Annotated in this window: 17 protein-coding genes; 8 read left to right on the top strand and 9 right to left on the bottom strand. The window is 67.0% G+C overall.

Features of this window, described 5'->3' with window-relative positions; genetic code table 11:
• Both CAP38_RS13405 and CAP38_RS13400 read right to left on the bottom strand, forming a co-directional pair.
• On the bottom strand, positions 1-1,356 hold the full coding sequence (locus tag CAP38_RS13405) for an MFS transporter (RefSeq protein ID WP_256924456.1): 1,356 nt from the start codon (positions 1,354-1,356) through the stop codon (positions 1-3).
• A gap of 33 nt (positions 1,357-1,389) precedes the next feature.
• A complete protein-coding gene (locus CAP38_RS13400; protein WP_179188552.1) occupies positions 1,390-2,361 on the bottom strand; it encodes a glycosyltransferase family 2 protein in 972 nt (323 codons plus the stop codon).
• A 16-nt stretch (positions 2,362-2,377) separates the two neighbouring features.
• Here CAP38_RS13400 and CAP38_RS13395 point away from each other — a divergent pair, with 16 nt between their 5' ends.
• Complete coding sequence (locus CAP38_RS13395) at positions 2,378-3,256, top strand: M48 family metallopeptidase (RefSeq protein ID WP_086121916.1); 879 nt, start codon at positions 2,378-2,380, stop codon at positions 3,254-3,256.
• A gap of 21 nt (positions 3,257-3,277) precedes the next feature.
• On the opposite strand, the gene CAP38_RS13390 is transcribed toward CAP38_RS13395, so the two are convergent.
• Positions 3,278-3,925 (bottom strand): MBL fold metallo-hydrolase, encoded by a 648-nt coding sequence (locus CAP38_RS13390; protein ID WP_086121915.1) that lies wholly within the window; start codon positions 3,923-3,925, stop codon positions 3,278-3,280.
• A gap of 132 nt (positions 3,926-4,057) precedes the next feature.
• Here CAP38_RS13390 and CAP38_RS13385 point away from each other — a divergent pair, with 132 nt between their 5' ends.
• The 4 genes from CAP38_RS13385 to CAP38_RS13370 all read left to right on the top strand — a co-directional run bounded on the left by CAP38_RS13385 (position 4,058) and on the right by CAP38_RS13370 (position 7,271).
• On the top strand, positions 4,058-4,540 hold the full coding sequence (locus CAP38_RS13385) for a MarR family winged helix-turn-helix transcriptional regulator (RefSeq protein ID WP_256924455.1): 483 nt from the start codon (positions 4,058-4,060) through the stop codon (positions 4,538-4,540).
• Positions 4,541-4,570: 30 nt separating this feature from the next.
• Positions 4,571-5,464 (top strand): dienelactone hydrolase family protein, encoded by an 894-nt coding sequence (locus CAP38_RS13380; protein WP_086121913.1) that lies wholly within the window; start codon positions 4,571-4,573, stop codon positions 5,462-5,464.
• Positions 5,465-5,597: 133 nt separating this feature from the next.
• Positions 5,598-6,872 carry a sorbosone dehydrogenase family protein gene (locus CAP38_RS13375; protein ID WP_086121912.1) on the top strand — a complete coding sequence of 425 codons (1,275 nt, stop codon included), beginning with the start codon at positions 5,598-5,600 and terminating at the stop codon, positions 6,870-6,872.
• A 78-nt stretch (positions 6,873-6,950) separates the two neighbouring features.
• The gene (locus tag CAP38_RS13370) at positions 6,951-7,271 is read left to right on the top strand and encodes a c-type cytochrome (RefSeq protein WP_179188551.1); all 321 of its coding nucleotides are present in this window, start codon (positions 6,951-6,953) and stop codon (positions 7,269-7,271) included.
• Between the two features lie 32 nt (positions 7,272-7,303).
• On the opposite strand, the gene CAP38_RS13365 is transcribed toward CAP38_RS13370, so the two are convergent.
• Genes CAP38_RS13365 through CAP38_RS13355 form a run of 3 tightly spaced genes read right to left on the bottom strand, consistent with a single transcriptional unit; the run spans position 7,304 to position 10,673 of the window.
• Positions 7,304-8,359 (bottom strand): hypothetical protein, encoded by a 1,056-nt coding sequence (locus tag CAP38_RS13365; RefSeq protein ID WP_086121911.1) that lies wholly within the window; start codon positions 8,357-8,359, stop codon positions 7,304-7,306.
• Between the two features lie 31 nt (positions 8,360-8,390).
• The gene (locus CAP38_RS13360; protein ID WP_086121910.1) at positions 8,391-9,866 is read right to left on the bottom strand and encodes an MBOAT family protein; all 1,476 of its coding nucleotides are present in this window, start codon (positions 9,864-9,866) and stop codon (positions 8,391-8,393) included.
• A gap of 15 nt (positions 9,867-9,881) precedes the next feature.
• Complete coding sequence (locus CAP38_RS13355; RefSeq protein WP_086121909.1) at positions 9,882-10,673, bottom strand: exodeoxyribonuclease III; 792 nt, start codon at positions 10,671-10,673, stop codon at positions 9,882-9,884.
• A gap of 10 nt (positions 10,674-10,683) precedes the next feature.
• On the opposite strand from CAP38_RS13355, the gene pyrE reads away from it, so the two are divergent.
• Together pyrE and CAP38_RS13345 are read left to right on the top strand one after the other, a co-directional pair.
• Positions 10,684-11,382: an orotate phosphoribosyltransferase gene (pyrE, locus tag CAP38_RS13350; protein WP_086121908.1), complete on the top strand. Its 699-nt coding sequence runs from the start codon at positions 10,684-10,686 to the stop codon at positions 11,380-11,382.
• 8 nt (positions 11,383-11,390) lie between these two features.
• Positions 11,391-12,071: a DUF4124 domain-containing protein gene (locus CAP38_RS13345; RefSeq protein WP_143435830.1), complete on the top strand. Its 681-nt coding sequence runs from the start codon at positions 11,391-11,393 to the stop codon at positions 12,069-12,071.
• Here CAP38_RS13345 and gatB read toward each other — a convergent pair.
• Genes gatB through gatC form a run of 3 tightly spaced genes read right to left on the bottom strand, consistent with a single transcriptional unit; the run spans position 12,040 to position 15,280 of the window.
• A complete protein-coding gene (gene gatB / locus CAP38_RS13340; RefSeq protein ID WP_086121907.1) occupies positions 12,040-13,491 on the bottom strand; it encodes an Asp-tRNA(Asn)/Glu-tRNA(Gln) amidotransferase subunit GatB in 1,452 nt (483 codons plus the stop codon). The two genes, CAP38_RS13345 and gatB, sit on opposite strands and share 32 nt — an antisense overlap.
• Positions 13,492-13,493: 2 nt before the next feature.
• Positions 13,494-14,984, bottom strand: coding sequence for an Asp-tRNA(Asn)/Glu-tRNA(Gln) amidotransferase subunit GatA (gatA, locus tag CAP38_RS13335; RefSeq protein ID WP_086121906.1), 1,491 nt, complete (start codon positions 14,982-14,984; stop codon positions 13,494-13,496).
• A complete protein-coding gene (gene gatC, locus CAP38_RS13330) occupies positions 14,981-15,280 on the bottom strand; it encodes an Asp-tRNA(Asn)/Glu-tRNA(Gln) amidotransferase subunit GatC (RefSeq protein ID WP_086121905.1) in 300 nt (99 codons plus the stop codon). The genes gatA and gatC overlap by 4 nt, the downstream gene beginning before the upstream one ends.
• A 250-nt stretch (positions 15,281-15,530) precedes the next feature.
• Here gatC and CAP38_RS13325 point away from each other — a divergent pair, with 250 nt between their 5' ends.
• Positions 15,531-16,574 (top strand): rod shape-determining protein, encoded by a 1,044-nt coding sequence (locus tag CAP38_RS13325; RefSeq protein ID WP_086121904.1) that lies wholly within the window; start codon positions 15,531-15,533, stop codon positions 16,572-16,574.
• The last annotated feature ends 9 nt before the right edge of the window (positions 16,575-16,583 follow it).

The following is a 16,583-nucleotide window of genomic DNA, read 5'->3' as shown; positions in this document are numbered from 1 at the left end:
TCAGCGGGGCGCGGCGGTCCAGCGCGATGCCAGCGCAATGATCACCAGCACCGGCACACCCAGTGCCGCGGTGGACATGAAGAAGGTCGGGTAATCGAAGGCGTCCACGAAGGCACCCGAGTAGCCCGCCAGCCATTTGGGGGCCAGCAGCATCATCGAACTGAACAGCGCGTACTGGGTAGCCGAGTAGCTCACGTTGGTCAGGCTGGAAAGGTAGGCGATGAACGCGGCCGAGGCCACGCCTGCGCTCAGGTTGTCGGCCGAGATCACCATGACCAGCGCAGTCACGTCGTGCCCGTGGCCCGCCAGCCACGCGAACAGCAGGTTGCTGGCGGCCGACAGGATGGCTCCCAGCATCAGCACCCGCATCACCCCCAGCCTGAGCGACAGCGCGCCGCCGACAAAGGCACCCACCAGGGTCATGATGACGCCGTACACCTTGGTCACGGCGGCCACCTCGTCCTTGGTGTAGCCCATGTCCACATAAAACGGGTTGGCCATGATGCCCATCACCACGTCGCTGATGCGGTAGGTGCCGATCAGCAGCAGGATCAGCAGCGCGTGGCCCCGGTAGCGCCGCAGGAAATCGGCAAAGGGCTCGATCAGCGCACCGCGCAGCCACTCGGCCAGGTTGCGCGCCGGCGGCAGTTCCACCCGGGACGGCTCGCGCGAGAACAGCACCGTGACCACGCCCACCGCCATGCTGGCGGCCATGACCAGATAGGCTGTGGTCCACGCGGCCTGCTGGTAGAGCGCACCGGGCGTGCCTGCCACGGCGGCCACGGCCGGTGCCACTTCGGCCCGTGCGGCCAGCCACAGCACGCCGGCACCGGCCCAGATCATGGCCAGCCGGTAACCGGTCTGGTAGGTGGCGGCCAGCGCGCCCTGGCGGCGGGCATCGGCCGATTCGATGCGGAAGGCGTCCAGCGCGATGTCCTGCGTGGCCGAGGCAAAGGCCACGGCGAGCGCGCACCACACCACCACATCCAGCTGGCTGCGCGGATCGGCCAAGGCCATGCCGCACAAGGCCAGCACGATGCACAGCTGCGAGACCAGCAGCCAGCTGCGCCGCCGGCCCAGCCAGCGCGTGAGGCCGGGTATGGGCAGCCGGTCCACCAACGGCGCCCAGCACCACTTGAATCCGTAGGCCAGACCGACCCAGCTGAGATAACCGATGGTGGTGCGGTCCAGCCCGGCCTCGCGCAGCCGGAAACTGAGCGTGCCCAGCACCAGCAGCAGCGGCAGGCCGGCCGAGAAGCCCAGCGCAAACATGCGCAGGCTGGCCGGCTCGAGGTAGACGCGCAGGGTCTCGGCCCAGGTAATCTTGGACGCCTTGTCATCGAATGATTCGCTCACAGGCCCTTCCTCATGGTGTTTGTATATCGGCAATCAGAGTTTGCCCAGCACCGCCGCCAAGACCAGAGTGAAGTTGCTGAGCCTCGTCTGTCGGTAGGCGCCGCTGCGACGCAGAGCAAACAATCGATTCACGATGCTCCCTTGGCGAGCCTGTGCGAACGCATCCCAACATTCAATTTGGTGTGGTGGAAACAAGCTCCGGATTCTCTGGAGTGCGTCAAGGTTTTGTTCGTGAAGATGGCGTGTTTGAGACATGAACATCCCCCGCAGGCGTCGAATGCGTGCCACCCATCCCACACCAGCACCGATCAAGTTGGAACCGTGCTGGCGATACCGCAGCGTGGGAAGAGGATCGAACATCACATTCCCGCCCACACCAGAAACAACCAGATAAGTCCACCAATCGTGAGCAGGCACCTTCACATCGGCGCCTGCTGCCAAAAGGGCAGCTCTCGCGGCTTGGTTGAACACCATGGTATTGCCGCTGGCGATGCTCTGCACCAAGGCGTTCTTGAAAGCTGCAGGACGTCGATAACGGGGCGATTGCCCCAAGAGCTTGTTGTTGGAATCAACCAGCGTGGTGCTGCTGCAGTACAGAGCGGGGACATCTGGGTCTTGCTCATTCAACCACCGGACTGCGCGCTCTAGCTTGTCTGCATCCCAGATGTCGTCTTGATCTGCGTACGCATAGTAGTCACCGACCACCAGGGGGTTGCAGACCATCGACAGAAAATTTGCTGCAAACCCCAGTGCAGGACCTTTGAGCACGACGATCTCACGGGGTGATTGCTCAGCCTGAAACCTGTGGAGGATCTCCAGCGTGCCGTCGGTTGAGCCGTCATCCGAAGCCCACAATGACCATCGATCGAACGTCTGTCGAGCGATTGAAGACAGTTGCTCAAGGATGTAAGACTCGCCGTTGAATGTACCCATGAGAATGACGACGGAGGGAGCTTGTAGTTTCTTCTTCGCCTGCATATGTGTCTTTCGCTCAGCGGGTTTCATCCCTATCATTTTGCCCATGTGCATCTTCTGCGACCTCAAAGCCCCGCGCGCCACCGAACCGGCGCCCGAATCGGCAGCCCCGCACCGATGGTCATCCCGCCGCGGCTTCCTGCTTGCGGCCTCGGCGGGTGCGGCGACCGCAGCCCTGCCGGCCGCAGCCCAGGTGGAGGTCGGACGTTCATCGGCCCTGCGCACCCTGGTGCCGGCCGAGGAGCTCGAAGGCGCCGCGCAGAAGCAGTACGGCCAGATGATGGCCGAGGCCAGCAGCAAAGGCGTGCTGGTGGCCGGCACCGACCCCCAGGTGGTGAGGCTGCGCAACATCGCGCGGCGGCTCATCCCCCATTCGCCTCAGTGGAACGACCGCGCCAACCGCTGGAAATGGGAGGTCAACCTGATCCGCAGCGAGCAGATCAATGCGTTCTGCATGCCGGGCGGCAAGATCGCCTTCTACACCGGCATCCTGGAAAAACTCAAGCTGACCGACGACGAGGCCGCCATGATCATGGGCCACGAGATGGCCCATGCCCTGCGCGAGCATGCGCGTGAACGCGTGGCCAAGAGCAATGCCACCGGCATCGGTCTGTCGATCGCGGCGCAGCTGCTGGGCCTGGGTCAGCTGGGCGATGTGGCGGCCAACCTGGGCACCCAGCTGCTGAGCCTGAAGTTCAGCCGCGACGACGAATCCGAAGCCGATCTGGTGGGCCTGGAACTGGCCGCCCGATCGGCCTACCAGCCGCAGGCCAGCGTGACCCTGTGGCAGAAGATGACCGCCGCCAACGGCGCCGGCGGCCTGGACTTCCTGTCCACCCATCCCAGCGGCCCGAACCGCATCAAGGAACTGGAAGCCAACGTGCCCAAGGTGCAGGGGCTGTACGAGCAGGCGCGCAAGGGCTGATCGCGCGCGCGGCCCGGACGCTCAGCCGCCCGCGCGCTCCCCCACATACGGATTGAACCGGCGCTCCTCACCGAGCGTGCCCTCGGGGCCATGCCCCGGGATGAATACCGTGGCGTCGCCCATAGGCCAGAGCTTCTCGCGGATGCTGGCCAGCAGCTGGGCATGGTTGCCCTGCGGGAAATCGGTGCGGCCAATGCTGCCGGCAAACAGCACGTCGCCCACGAAGACCCGCTGCGCCTCGGCAGAATGAAACACCACATGGCCCGGGGTGTGGCCAGGGCAGTGCCGCACGGTCAGGGTCGATTGCCCGATCTGCACCGTCTCGCCGTCCTGCAGCCAGCGCGTGGGCGCGAAGTGCCGCGCCGGCGGGAAGCCGAACATGGCGCTCTGCTGCGGCAGGGCATCGATCCAGAATTGGTCGCCGGGGTGGGGCCCCACGATCGGCAGCTGCAGCCGCTCGGCCAGCTCGCCCACAGCGCCGGCATGGTCGATGTGGGCATGGGTGAGCCAGATGGCTTTGAGCTGCAGGCCCAGATCGGCCACCGTGGCCAGCAGACGCTCGATCTCGCCGCCCGGGTCGATGACGGCGGCCTCCAAGGTCTGGTCGCACCAGACGAGGGAGCAGTTCTGGGCAAAGGCGGTGACGGGCAGGGTGCGGTAGCGAAGCATGGCAGGACAGGGATGAAGAGCGCTGCGAAGTATCGGGCCAATACCCGACCTGCCCCGGCGGGCTGATCAACATCTGGCATGCAAACATTTTGTACACCATATACTCGCACGCCAGACATCACATCGACTGCCATGCCCAAGGCCCGCCCCCGCCCACCGCTCGAGACCGTGACCGATGCCGACCTGTTCCTCGGCAATCAGCTCTGCTTTGCGGTGTATGCGGCCGCGCTGGCCATGAACAAGACCTACCGGCCGCTGCTGGCACCGCTGGGGCTGACGTTTCCGCAGTACGTGGTGATGATGGCGTTGTGGCAGCACGACCGGCTGACCGCCGGGGCGCTGGCCGAGGCGGTGTCGCTCGACGCCGGCACGCTGGTGCCGCTGGTGCGCAAGCTGGTCACCCAGGGCTACCTCCTGCGACAGCGCAGCCCCGAGGACGAGCGCTCGGTGATCATCTCCCTCACCCCCGCCGGCCGCGCGCTGCAGAAAAAAGCCCATGCAGTGCATGCCCAGGTGGCCTGCGCCACGCAGTGTTCCCCGCCCGAACGCCGGGCCCTCACCCTCCAGCTCCAGGCCCTGCGCCTGGCGCTGACCCAGGGCAACCCCGCCCCTTGACCTTTCCTCCAATCAACCCCAGGAGACACCATGAAACTGATGGACTACGGCCTCAAGCCGATCGACTTCCAGAACCCGCCAGCCCCCGCATCGGGCATGCCCTCGCGGCGCGGCTTCGTCATGACCTCGCTGGCCACCGGCTTTGCGGTGGCCTCCAACCCGGTGCTGGCGCAGGCCATCGTCACCGACAGCAAAGGCCTGGTGGCCGGCGAGGTGAGCGTGCCGGTGGCCGACGGCAAGATCCCGGCCTACCGCGCCATGCCGGCCGGCCCGGGCAAGTTCCCGGTGATGCTGGTGGTGCAGGAGATCTTCGGTGTGCACGAGCACATCAAGGACATGTGCCGCCGCTACGCCAAGATGGGCTACTACGCCATCGCCCCCGAGATGTTCGCCCGCCAGGGTGACGTGTCGAAGATGACCGACATCCCCACCATCCTGTCGCAGGTGGTCTCCAAGGTGCCGGATGCGCAGGTGTGCGCCGATCTGGACGCCACCCTGGCGTTCGCCCGCGCCAGCGGCAAGGCCGATGCCAAGCGCACCGGTCTGGTGGGCTACTGCTGGGGCGGCCGCACCGCCTGGGTCTATGCGCGCCACAACAGCCAGCTGGGTGCCGCCGTGGCGTACTACGGCCTGCTCGAAGGCCTGAAGGCGCCCGAGCTGCGCCCGGAAGACCCGATCGACTTCGCCGACCAGATCAAGGTGCCGGTGCTGGGCCTGTACTCGGGCATCGACGCGTTCGTGAAGCAGGAAACCATCGCCAAGATGCGCGGCCTCATCAACAAGGGCGGCAGCGGCTCGGAGATCGTGGTGTTCCCCAATGTGGACCACGGCTTCAACGCCGACTACCGGCCCAGCTACGACAAGGCGGCTGCCACCTACGCCCAGAAGCTGGCCAGCGACTGGTTCAAGAAGCACAAGGTCTGAAACCCTGTCGCCCACGTGCTGGAAGGGGTTTTGTCCACCCCGATTGACACTGCGGATTGCGAATTAATATTATTAATTCTGCCGCCCCGACAGGGGGCGGCGATCCGCAAAACCAACAATCGGAGACAAACCCATGAAACGGCTATTGCTTGCCGCCCTGCCCCTGACCCTGGTCGCCTGTGCCACCGCCCCCGGCGGTACCCCCAGCACCGCAGCCAACGCCCCCAAGCTGACCCATGCCGTGGTGGTCGACAAGCTCGACAGCCCGTGGGACATGGCCTTCCTGCCCAACGGCACCATGTTCTTCACCGAGAAGTGCCTGGGGCTGTCCGTTCGCCAGACCAGCGGCGCGGTCAACAAGCTGCTGGGCATGAAGGACGCCAAGGGCTACGCCACCAATGCCAACGACCTGTTCTGCGAAGGCCAGGCCGGCATGGCCGGTGTGGCGGTGGACCCCAACTTCGCCAGCAACCGCTTCATCTACGTCTACTCCACCTCCAGCCTGACCGCACCCGGCACCAACCGGGTGATCCGCCTGAAGGTCAACGAGTCCATGACCGCCGTGTCCGACCGGACCGACATCGTGGCCGACATCCCCTACAAGCCCAAGGCCAGCGACCACCCCTTCGGCGGCCCCGGTGCCCACAACGGCGGCCGCATCCGCTTCAGCCCGGGTGACGGCTTCCTGTATGTGACCACCGGCGACACCCACAACGGCGTGGTGCCGCAAAGCCCCACCCTGATCGGCGGCAAGGTGCTGCGCATCGACCGCAACGGCAAGGCGGCCCCGAACAACGGCGCGCCGGCCGGCTTCGATCCTCGCGTATTCACCTACGGCCACCGCAACCCGCAGGGCATCACCTTCCGCCCCGGCACGAACCAGCCCTTCACCTCGGAGAACGGTCCGTGGCACAGCGACGAGGTCACGGCCCTGGTGCCGGGCGGCAATGCCGGCTGGGATCCGCGCCCGAATGTGGGTGGCCGTGGCGCCTGCCCGGACAACTACTGCGGCTACAGCCCCAACCAGATGGGCGCCATGGACCCGAAGGAGCGTGCCGCCTTCATGCCCATGACCGACACCAAGACCTACCCCAACGCCATGCGCCCGGCCTGGAACAACGAGGGGCTGTCGCAAGGCATGTTCGGCTCCACCTTCCTCAGCGGCAAGCAGTGGAAAGGCTGGGACGGCAAGATGGTGGTGGGCTACGGCGGCATCGGCATCCATGGCACGCCGGTGGGCAACCGCCTGGAGATCCTGGACATCTCGGCCGATGGCAAGTCGTCGGTGCGCAGCAAGGTCGACCTGCCCATGCCGGCCGTGCGCTTTCGCTCGGTGGTTCAGGGCCCTGACGGCAACCTGTATGTGGCGGCCGACGAGGGCAGCATCTCGCGCCTGACCCCGAACTGATGTCCGCCACGCCCTGACCTGCGTCAGTCCAGTTCGCGGGGGCCTGGTGCCCCCGCGAATCTTTTGAACCTGCTGAACATGACCCTGCGAACCACCCTCCCCGCCCTGGCCCTGGGCCTGCTGTGCGCTCTGCCGGCCACCGCCCAGACCAGCGACGACGACCTCTACAAGTCCAAGAACTGCATGGCCTGCCACCGGGTGGACCGCAACACCCTGGGGCCATCGTTCAAGGCCATCGCGGCCAAGTACGCCAGCGACGCCAACGCCGAGGCCTATCTCTCGAAGAAGATCCGCGAAGGCGGTGTGGGCGTGTGGGGCCAGGTGCCCATGCCGGCCCAGGCCCAGGTGAACGAGGCCGAATCGGTGACCCTGGCCCGCTGGATCCTCAAGCTGCAGTAAGACGGCCCGCAGCGTGACGATGGCGCTGCCGATCAGCGCCGTTGCTGCAGGAAATCGGCGACCACCTGGCCGGCCACCAGATGGCCCTTGATGCCCCAGTGGGTGTTGTTGGGCAGGTAAACATCCGGCGTGCCGGCTGCAATGGCGGCTTCGAGCGCCCGGTGGACGGGCGGGATGAGGTCAGGATGCCGGCTGGCCAGCGCATCGAGTTCGCTCAGGCCCCGAACCGACGGGTCGGTGATCCAGGGCGTGTAGGCGGTGAGCTTGTCCGGCGCCATCAGCACCACCAGCCGGGTGTGGCCGTTGGCCTCTACCTTGCGACGCAGCTCATCCAGCATGCAGTCCAGCGCGGGCGCTCCGGTCGATGCCCACTGCTCCGACTTCTGGATGTCCTTGCGGAACACCAGGAGCCGGTCAGACCGTTCGCTGCTGAACAGGCCGCTGCGATCGAGCGGGTACTCCCAGGCATCGGTCGACTGGCGACCGGTAGCGGCGCGCCACAGGGAACGCTGCACATATTTGTAGCCCACGCCCAGCGGCACCTGGCGCCAGTCATCCCAGCGGGTGTTGCGCTCGATGGGCACGGCCATCGGGACCTCGGGCACGTCGCCGCTCCAGATGAACGGCTCCGCCCGGGTGGGCGCGATCCGCGTACGGGCAGCGGCATCGGCCGGGCAGCTGACATGCCGGGCCAGCATGGAGGGAAAGTGCCGCTCCACCAGCGTGAGCACCAGCCAGCGGGGCGGCTGCGCACGGTACGCCGGCTCGGCCATCACCTGGTCGACAGTCTGGTCGTACGCACTGACGGTGGACACCCGCATGCCGGAGGCAGCAACGACCTGGTTCTGCCACTGGTGCTGGCCCATGGCCGTGGCAAAGGAATCCCCGATGACCAGCACCTCGGCGCCATCGCCGACGCTGCTGCCGTAAAGCGGTCGGGGGAAAACGTGCTGCGGTGCGTTCCAGCCGTAGTCACGCTCGGGGTAGGCGCCGATGCGCGTGAGATCGCCATCGATGGGCTGCATCCGGACGGCCAGCGCAAAACAGACGACCCCGGGCAGAAAGCCCAGCAGCAGCATCCAGAGCATGAAGCGCCTGCTGAGCTGGCGGGTGCGCTGGTCAGAACTGGAAATAGAGGAACTCACTCACCCGCCCCATTTCGGTCAACGTGTAGAAGAAGGCCAGGGCCATCACGATGCCCCAGGCCGCGCCCGGGCGCCAGCGAAGGCGGCTGCGGGAGCGGATGTCACCCAGCGCAGGCGGGTGGTCGGCCAGGATCTGCTGCGAGTTGGGGAATGCCCAGACCAGCACCGCCCCCACCAGCAGCGTCACCCAGACCTTGGGCTCCTGGTCGGACAGCCCGTCCCAGCCATCGATGCCCGCCATGGCGCGCAGCAGGTGCAGCGCAGCGTCGAACGAGTCGGCCCTGAAGAACACCCAGGCCACCACCACCACCAGGAAAGTGAGGGCGGTGGAGGCAGCACGTCCGAGCCAGGTGGACCGCGTCAGGTCGTGGCCCAGGCGCTGCCGCAGTGCCCGCCAGGCATGGTTGATCACCAGGAACAAGCCATGCAGCGCGCCCCAGACCACGAAGGTCCAGGCAGCGCCGTGCCACAGGCCGCCCAGCAGCATGGTGATGAACAGGTTCATGTAGCGGCGCAGCTTGCCGTGGCGGTTGCCGCCCAGGGCGATGTAGAGGTAGTCGCGCAGGAAGCGCGAGAGCGTCATGTGCCAACGGCGCCAGAAATCGATGATGTTCACCGCCTTGTAGGGCGAGTCGAAGTTCAGCGGCAGGCGCACACCGAACATGCGAGAGAGGCCCACCGCCATGTCGGAGTAGGCCGAGAAATCGAAATACAGCTGGAAGGTGTAGGCCAGCGCACCCGCCCAGGCCTGGGCAAACGACACATCGCCGCCACCCGCCGCCAGCTGGAACACCGGCGTGGCGTAGGGCGCCATGTTGTCCGCCACGATCACTTTCTTGAGCAGACCGATGACGAAGATGGCCGAGCCCGCCGCCAGGTTCTCCCAATGGGGCCGGTAGGTCTCGGCGCGGGCGAACTGGGGCATCATTTCCTTGTGGTGCAGCACCGGGCCGGCAATCAGGTGCGGGAAGTAGGTGACGAAGAGCCCGTAGTGCACCGGGTGCGTCTCCCGCACCTCGCCCCGGGCGGCATCGACCAGAAAGGCAATCTGGGTGAAGGTGTAGAACGAGATGCCCACCGGCAGGACGATCTCGGCCAGCTCCCAGGACACGCCGGCCAGCGCCCCCACCGACGACACGAAGAAGTTGGCGTACTTGAAGTAGGCCAGCAAGCCCAGGTCGACCACCACCCCGAACCACAGCAGCCCCTTCACCTGGCCGGGCCTGCCAGCCGCCACGGCCCGGGACAGTCCCACCCCGACGACGTAATTGAAGGCAATGGACAGCAGCAGCAGGCCCACATAGGCGTAGCTCCAGAGTCCATAGAAGACCAGCGAAGCCCCGAAGAGCCAGGCCGCGGCGGACGGGCGATGGAAACGTCCCAGCAGGAAAAACCCGCCGAGCACCAGCGGCAGGTAGAGGAACAGGAAGGTGTACGAATTGAAGAGCACGACGGCGGCAGACGATCAGCGTGGCAGTTCGTACTCGATGGTGATGGGCGCGTGGTCGGAGAACTTCTCGCCCTTGTAGATGGCCTCGGTGCGGGCGGTGGTGGCCACGGCCGGTGTGGCCAGGTGGTAGTCCAGGCGCCAGCCCACGTTGTTGGCATAGGCCTGCCCGCGGTTGCTCCACCAGGTGTAGCAGGTGTCGGTGGTGTCGGGCTGCAGCCGGCGGTACACATCGACCAGCCCGCCCTCGGTCAGCAAACGGGTCATCCAGGCGCGTTCCTCGGGCAGGAAGCCGCTGTTCTTCTGGTTGCTGCGCCAGTTCTTGAGGTCCTTCTCCTGGTGCGCGATGTTGACGTCGCCGCACAGGATGAATTCACGCTGCGCCTTCAGCGCCATCAGGTGCGGGAAGAACGCATCCAGGAAACGGAATTTGGCCTCCTGGCGCTCCGGGCCGGACGATCCGCTGGGAAAGTAGGCGCTGATGATGGAGAAGCGGCGCGATGGCGTGTCAAAGCGCAGTTCGGTGTAGCGGCCCTCGGCGTCGAACTCCGGGTTGCCGAAGCCGGTGATGACCTCGGTCGGTGCCTGCCGGGTGTAGATGCCGGTGCCCGAATAGCCCTTCTTCTGGGCAAAGTGGAAGTGCCCCTGCAGCCCCGCCAGCGTCTCGAAGCGCCCGGCCACATCCGGCGCCTGGGCCTTGACCTCCTGCACGCAAATACAATCCGGCCGGTGTGCCGCCAGCCAGGATTCCAGCCCCTTGGTCGAGGCCGAACGGATGCCGTTGAGGTTGAGGCTGGTGAGTTTGAACAAGGGATCACCCATGGTGGACAAGGCGGGCAACGGCCCGGCACTGGCTCAGGAATTCGTGCAGTTCTGCGTGGAGGCCGGCGCGCTGAAGTTTGGCGAGTTCAAGACCAAGGCGGGGCGCCTGAGTCCCTACTTCTTCAACGCAGGCCTGTTCGACGACGGCGCCAAACTGGGTCGGCTCGCCGGATATTACGCGAAGGCCCTGGTCGCCAGCGGCCTCGAGTTCGACATGATCTTCGGCCCGGCCTACAAGGGCATTCCGCTGGGTGCGGCGGTGGCCATCGAGCTGGCCCGACTGGGTCGCAACGTGCCGTTTGCCTACAACCGCAAGGAAGCCAAGGACCACGGCGAGGGCGGTACGCTGGTGGGCGCGCCGCTCAAGGGCCGGGTGCTGATCGTCGACGACGTGATGTCGGCCGGCACCGCCGCCCGGGAGTCGATCGCCATCATCCGCGCCGCCGGGGCCACCCCGCATGCGGTGGCCATCGCCCTGGACCGACAGGAAAAGGCCACCGAGGTCGGCCCGGACGGCCAGGTGCGCGATGTGGACCACAGCGCCGTCCAATACGTACAACGCCAGCTGGGCCTGCAGGTGTGCGCCATTGCCACCTTGAGCGATCTGCTGCAGTATCTCGATGTACAACCTTCCTCTGCATCGGGCGAGCACCGCGACCGCGTGCTGGCCTACCGCCAACGCTACGGTGTGACCTGAACCCGCCCATGATTGCCGCCCGCCACCCGATCGCTGCCGTGATGTGTCTGTTTGCCACGCTCGGTGCCACCGGCCCGGCAGGCGCGCAGGCCACCGGCGAGATCTACACCTGCGTCGACCGCACCGGCAAACGCCACACCTCCGACCGGCCGATTGCCGCCTGCATCGACCGCGAACAGGAGGTGCGCGGCAGCACCGGCACCGTGCGCAAGGTGCTGCCCCCCAGCTACACCCGGGAAGAACGGGCGGCCATCGAGGCCCGCCAGCGCGCCGAGGAAGAGGAAAAGGCCCGGATCGCCGAGGAACGCCGGCGCGAGCGTGCCCTGCTGCTGCGCTACCCCAACCAGGCAGCCCATGACCGCGAGCGGGCCGAGGTGCTGAGCCAGATCGACGACGTGATCGCTGCCGTGCAGCGCCGCGAGGACAACCTCAAGGCGCAGCGCAAGGAGATCGAGACCGAGCTGGAGTTCTACCAGTCCGACCCGTCCAAGGCCCCGGCCTGGCTCAAGCGCAAGCTGGACGACAACACCGCCCAGTTCGAGGTGCAGAAGCGTTTCCTGGACACCCAGCTGCGCGAGAAGCAGCGCATCAATGCACGGTTCGACGAGGAGCTGGCCCGCCTGCGCCAGCTCTGGGGTCCGGGCGCCGCCGGGCCGGTCAGCCCAGTTTCTGGCGCAGCAGGTCGTTGACCTGCTGGGGGTTGGCCTTGCCCTTGCTCGCCTTCATGGCCTGACCCACCAGGGCGTTGAAGGCCTTCTCCTTGCCGGCGCGGAACTGCGCCACCATCTCGGCGTTGGCCGCCATCACCTCGTCGATGATCGCCTCCAGCGCGCCGGTGTCGTTCACCTGCTTGAGGCCCTTGGCCTCGATAACGGCGTCCACCGGGCCCTCGCCCTTCCAGAGCGCGTCCATCACCTGCCTGGCCGCGTTGTTGGAGATGGTGCTGTCGGCAATGCGCCCCAGCAGTGCGGCCAGGGCCGCAGCGTCCACCGGCACGTCCGCGATGTCGCGCTCCTCGGCATTGAGGCGGCGCGAGACCTCGCCCATGATCCAGTTGCTGGCCATCTTGGCCTGTCCGCTGGCCTGGGCGGCCGCCTCGAAGTAGGCCGCCATCGCCGGGCTCTGGGTGAGCGTGGTGGCGTCGTATTCGGGCAGGCCGTACTGCTGCACGAAGCGCTCGGCCATGGCGCGCGGCAGCTCCGGCATGGCGGCCTTGACCTCGTCCACCCATGAGCGGGCAATCACCAGCGGCGGCAGGTCGGGGTCGGGGAAGTAGCGGTAGTCGGCCGCGTCTTCCTTGGTGCGCATGGCCCGGGTCTCGCCGGTGTCGGGGTCGAACAGCACGGTGGCCTGCTGGATGGCATGGCCGTCCTCGATCTGCTCGATCTGCCAGCGGACCTCGTAATCGATGGCCTGCTGCATGAACTTGAAGCTGTTGAGGTTCTTGATCTCGCGCCGGGTGCCCAGCGGGGCCCCGGGCTTGCGCACCGAGACGTTGGCGTCGCAGCGGAAGGAGCCTTCCTGCATGTTGCCATCGCAGATGCCGATCCAGGTCACGATCTTGTGCAGCTCGCGGGCATAGGCCACGGCCTCGGCACTGGAGCGGATGTCGGGCTCGGTGACGATTTCCAGCAGCGGCGTGCCGGCGCGGTTCAGGTCGATGCCGCTCTGGCCCACGAAGTCTTCGTGCAGGCTCTTGCCGGCGTCCTCCTCCAGGTGGGCGCGCACCAGGCGCACCGTCTTCTTCTCATCACCCAGGAAGAAGCTCACCTCGCCGCCCTGCACCACCGGGATCTCGAACTGGCTGATCTGGTAGCCCTTGGGCAGGTCGGGGTAGAAGTAGTTCTTGCGCGCGAACACGCTCTGCTCGGCGATGTGCGAACCCACCGCCAGACCGAAGCGGATGGCCCGCTCCACCGCGGCGCGGTTCATCACCGGCAGGGTGCCGGGCAGGGCCAGGTCCACCGCGCAGGCCTGGGTGTTGGGCTCGGCACCGAAGGCGGTGGCGGCGCGGCTGAAGATCTTGCTGCGGGTGGACAGCTGGGCATGGGTCTCGAAGCCGATGACGACCTCGTAGCCCCGGACCAGAAGGGAAGTACTGCTGCTCATGGTCAGAAGCCTTGCGGGATGCGGGTGTGCCAGTCGGTGGCCTGCTGGAAGGCGTGGGCCGCCTGCAGCAGCTCGGCCTCTTTCAGGTAGTTGCCCACCAGCTGCAGACCCACCGGGAGACCCCCGGCGCCGAAGCCGGCCGGCACGCTCATGCCGGGCAGCCCGGCCAGCGAGGTGGACAGGGTGTAGATGTCGGCCAGGTAGTTGGCCACCGGGTCGTCGCCCTTCTCGCCCAGGGTCCAGGCCACGGTGGGGGCCACCGGGCCGGCGATCAGGTCGCATTGCGCGAAGGCCTGCTGGAAGTCCTGCGCGATCAGGCGGCGGATCTGCTGGGCCTTGATGTAGTAGGCGTCGTAGTAGCCGTGGCTCAGCACGTAGGTGCCGATCATGATGCGGCGCTGCACCTCGGGGCCGAAGCCCTCGGCGCGGGTCTTCTGGTACATGTCGACCAGGTCGCCGTACTTGGCGGCACGGTGCCCGAACTTCACGCCGTCGAAACGGCTGAGGTTGGAGCTGGCCTCGGCCGGGGCAATGATGTAGTAGACCGGGATGGACAGCTCGGTGCGCGGCAGCGACACCTCCACCAGGGTGGCACCGAGCTTCTCGCAGTCGGCCAGCGCGGCGCGCACGGCGGCCAGCACGTCGGGCGCACAGCCCTCGCCGAAGAACTCGCGCGGCAGACCGATGCGCAGGCCCTTGAGCGGCTGCGCGGCGGTGGCACCATTGCGCGGCTGGCCGAGCAGGCGGGTGTAGTCCTCGGCCGGCAGGTCCAGGCTGGTGGAGTCGCGGTCGATGTCGGGGCCGGCCATGGCCGACAGCAGAACGGCGCAGTCGGCCGCACTGCGGGCCATGGGGCCGGCCTGGTCCAGACTGGAGGCAAAGGCCACCATGCCGTAGCGCGAGCAGCGGCCGTAGGTCGGCTTGATGCCGGTGACGCCGCAGAAGCTGGCGGGCTGGCGGATGGACCCGCCGGTGTCGGTACCGGTGACCGCGGCGGCCAGGCCGGCTGCCACCGCCACGGCCGAACCACCCGACGATCCGCCGGGCACGCGGCTCGGGTCCCACGGGTTGCGGGCCACGCCGAAGGCCGAGTTCTCGTTGCTGCCGCCCATGGCGAACTCGTCGCAGTTGAGCTTGCCCAGCGTGACCGCGCCGGCCTGCGCCAGACGCGCCACCACGGTGGCATCGAACGGACTGCGGTAGCCGGCCAGCATCTTCGAGCCGGCGGTGGTGGGCAGGCCGCGGGTGACGAAGATGTCCTTGTGGGCCAGCGGCACACCGAGCAGCGGTCCCTGTTCGCCGGCGGCACGGCGGGCGTCGGCGGCGGTCGCCTGGGCCAGGGCGGCGTCTTCGTCGATGGCGAGGTAGGCGCCGAGGCCGGCGTGTGCGCGGGCACGGTCCAGGAAGTGCCGGGTGGCCTCCACGCTGGAGGTCTGGCCGGCGGCCATGGCATCGGCCAGGCCGGCCACGCCGAGGTGGTGCAGCTCTTTCATTCGATCACCTTGGGCACCAGGAACAGACCGCGTTCCACGGCCGGGGCGCTGGCCTGGTTGGCTTCGCGCCGGTTCGGCTCGGTCACCTCGTCGGGGCGCAGGCGCAGGGCCACCGCCTGCATGACGGCGGTGGGATGGGCCAGCGGCTCGACACCGGTGGTGTCGACCGCCTTCATCTGTTCGACGATGTCGAAGAATCCGTTGAGCTGGCCCAGCAGGCGCTCGCGCTGGGGGGCATCGAGTTCCAGCCGGGCCAGCTGGGCGATGCGTCCGATGTCGTTCAGGGTGAGGGACATGGCGGGTTGGGGAGTGGGATCGGGGCGACCGGCGCGCGTGAACCGCGCGTAAACGGGTCGAAACCGCCGGTTCGCGTGCAGTTATGCACAGGGGTTGCGGTATTATCCAAGGTTTAGGGACCCGTCTCCGGCGCTTGCGGTTTTCTCCGAAAAATCAAGCACTTGGACCCGTTTCCCGGACCACTTTCCGGACCCCAACCAGGGCCTGTCCGCCCTCCCCGACGGATGTGCCCCACAGGACCCACTCACCATGTTTGAAGCGTTCCGTCGGCAGTTCTCGACCGATCTGGCCATCGACCTCGGCACTGCCAACACCCTGATCTACGTCCGCAACAAGGGCATCGTGCTGGACGAGCCGTCGGTGGTGTCGATCCGCCACGAAGGCGGCCCCCAGGGCAAGAAGACCATCCAGGCGGTGGGCCACGAAGCCAAAGCCATGCTGGGCAAGGTGCCCGGCAACATCGAAGCCATCCGCCCCATGAAAGACGGCGTGATCGCCGACTTCACGGTCACGGAGCAGATGCTCAAGCAGTTCATCAAGATGGTGCACCCGCGCTCGATGTTCAAGCCGAGCCCGCGCATCATCATCTGCGTGCCCTGCGGCTCCACCCAGGTCGAGCGCCGTGCCATCCGCGAATCGGCCCTGGGCGCCGGCGCCTCCGAGGTCTACCTGATCGAAGAACCCATGGCCGCGGCCATCGGCGCCGGCCTGCCGGTGTCCGACGCGTCGGGCTCCATGGTGGTCGACATCGGCGGCGGCACCACCGAGGTGGGCGTGATCTCGCTGGGCGGCATGGTCTACAAGGGCAGCGTGCGCGTGGGCGGGGACCGTTTTGACGACGCCATCATTGCCTACATCCGCCGCAACTACGGCATGCTGATCGGCGAACCCACCGCCGAAGCGATCAAGAAAAACATTGGCTCTGCCTTCCCCGGCTCTGAAGTCAAGGAAATGGAAGTCAAGGGCCGCAACCTCTCCGAGGGCGTGCCGCGCAGCTTCACCATCTCCAGCAACGAGATCCTCGAAGCCCTGACCGACCCGCTCAACAACATCGTGACCGCGGTGAAGATGGCGCTGGAACACACGCCGCCCGAGCTGGGCGCCGACATCGCCGAGCGCGGCATGATGCTCACCGGCGGCGGCGCACTGCTGCGCGACCTGGACCGCCTGCTGGCCGAAGAAACCGGCCTGCCGGTGCTCGTGGCCGAAGAGCCGCTGACCTGCGTGGTGCGCGGTTGCGGCATGGCCCTGGAGCGCATGGAGCGCCTGGGCACCATCTTCACCAGCGAATAAGTCCCACCC

The sequence above is a fragment of the Hydrogenophaga sp. IBVHS2 genome (assembly GCF_002127215.1).
Lineage (GTDB): Bacteria > Pseudomonadota > Gammaproteobacteria > Burkholderiales > Burkholderiaceae_C > Hydrogenophaga.
This window is presented reverse-complemented; position numbering and strand designations above follow the sequence as displayed.

Coding starts and splice junctions, on each gene's coding strand:
- gatB (WP_086121907.1), bottom strand. CDS start 13,491: ATGAGCAGCAGTACTTCCCTTCTGGTCCGGGGCTACGAGGTCGTCATC.
- gatC (WP_086121905.1), bottom strand. CDS start 15,280: ATGTCCCTCACCCTGAACGACATCGGACGCATCGCCCAGCTGGCCCGG.
- gatA (WP_086121906.1), bottom strand. CDS start 14,984: ATGAAAGAGCTGCACCACCTCGGCGTGGCCGGCCTGGCCGATGCCATG.
- pyrE (WP_086121908.1), top strand. CDS start 10,684: ATGGTGGACAAGGCGGGCAACGGCCCGGCACTGGCTCAGGAATTCGTG.
- CAP38_RS13345 (WP_143435830.1), top strand. CDS start 11,391: ATGATTGCCGCCCGCCACCCGATCGCTGCCGTGATGTGTCTGTTTGCC.
- CAP38_RS13380 (WP_086121913.1), top strand. CDS start 4,571: ATGAAACTGATGGACTACGGCCTCAAGCCGATCGACTTCCAGAACCCG.
- CAP38_RS13385 (WP_256924455.1), top strand. CDS start 4,058: ATGCCCAAGGCCCGCCCCCGCCCACCGCTCGAGACCGTGACCGATGCC.
- CAP38_RS13395 (WP_086121916.1), top strand. CDS start 2,378: ATGTGCATCTTCTGCGACCTCAAAGCCCCGCGCGCCACCGAACCGGCG.
- CAP38_RS13390 (WP_086121915.1), bottom strand. CDS start 3,925: ATGCTTCGCTACCGCACCCTGCCCGTCACCGCCTTTGCCCAGAACTGC.
- CAP38_RS13375 (WP_086121912.1), top strand. CDS start 5,598: ATGAAACGGCTATTGCTTGCCGCCCTGCCCCTGACCCTGGTCGCCTGT.
- CAP38_RS13365 (WP_086121911.1), bottom strand. CDS start 8,359: ATGCTCTGGATGCTGCTGCTGGGCTTTCTGCCCGGGGTCGTCTGTTTT.
- CAP38_RS13370 (WP_179188551.1), top strand. CDS start 6,951: ATGACCCTGCGAACCACCCTCCCCGCCCTGGCCCTGGGCCTGCTGTGC.
- CAP38_RS13400 (WP_179188552.1), bottom strand. CDS start 2,361: ATGAAACCCGCTGAGCGAAAGACACATATGCAGGCGAAGAAGAAACTA.
- CAP38_RS13325 (WP_086121904.1), top strand. CDS start 15,531: ATGTTTGAAGCGTTCCGTCGGCAGTTCTCGACCGATCTGGCCATCGAC.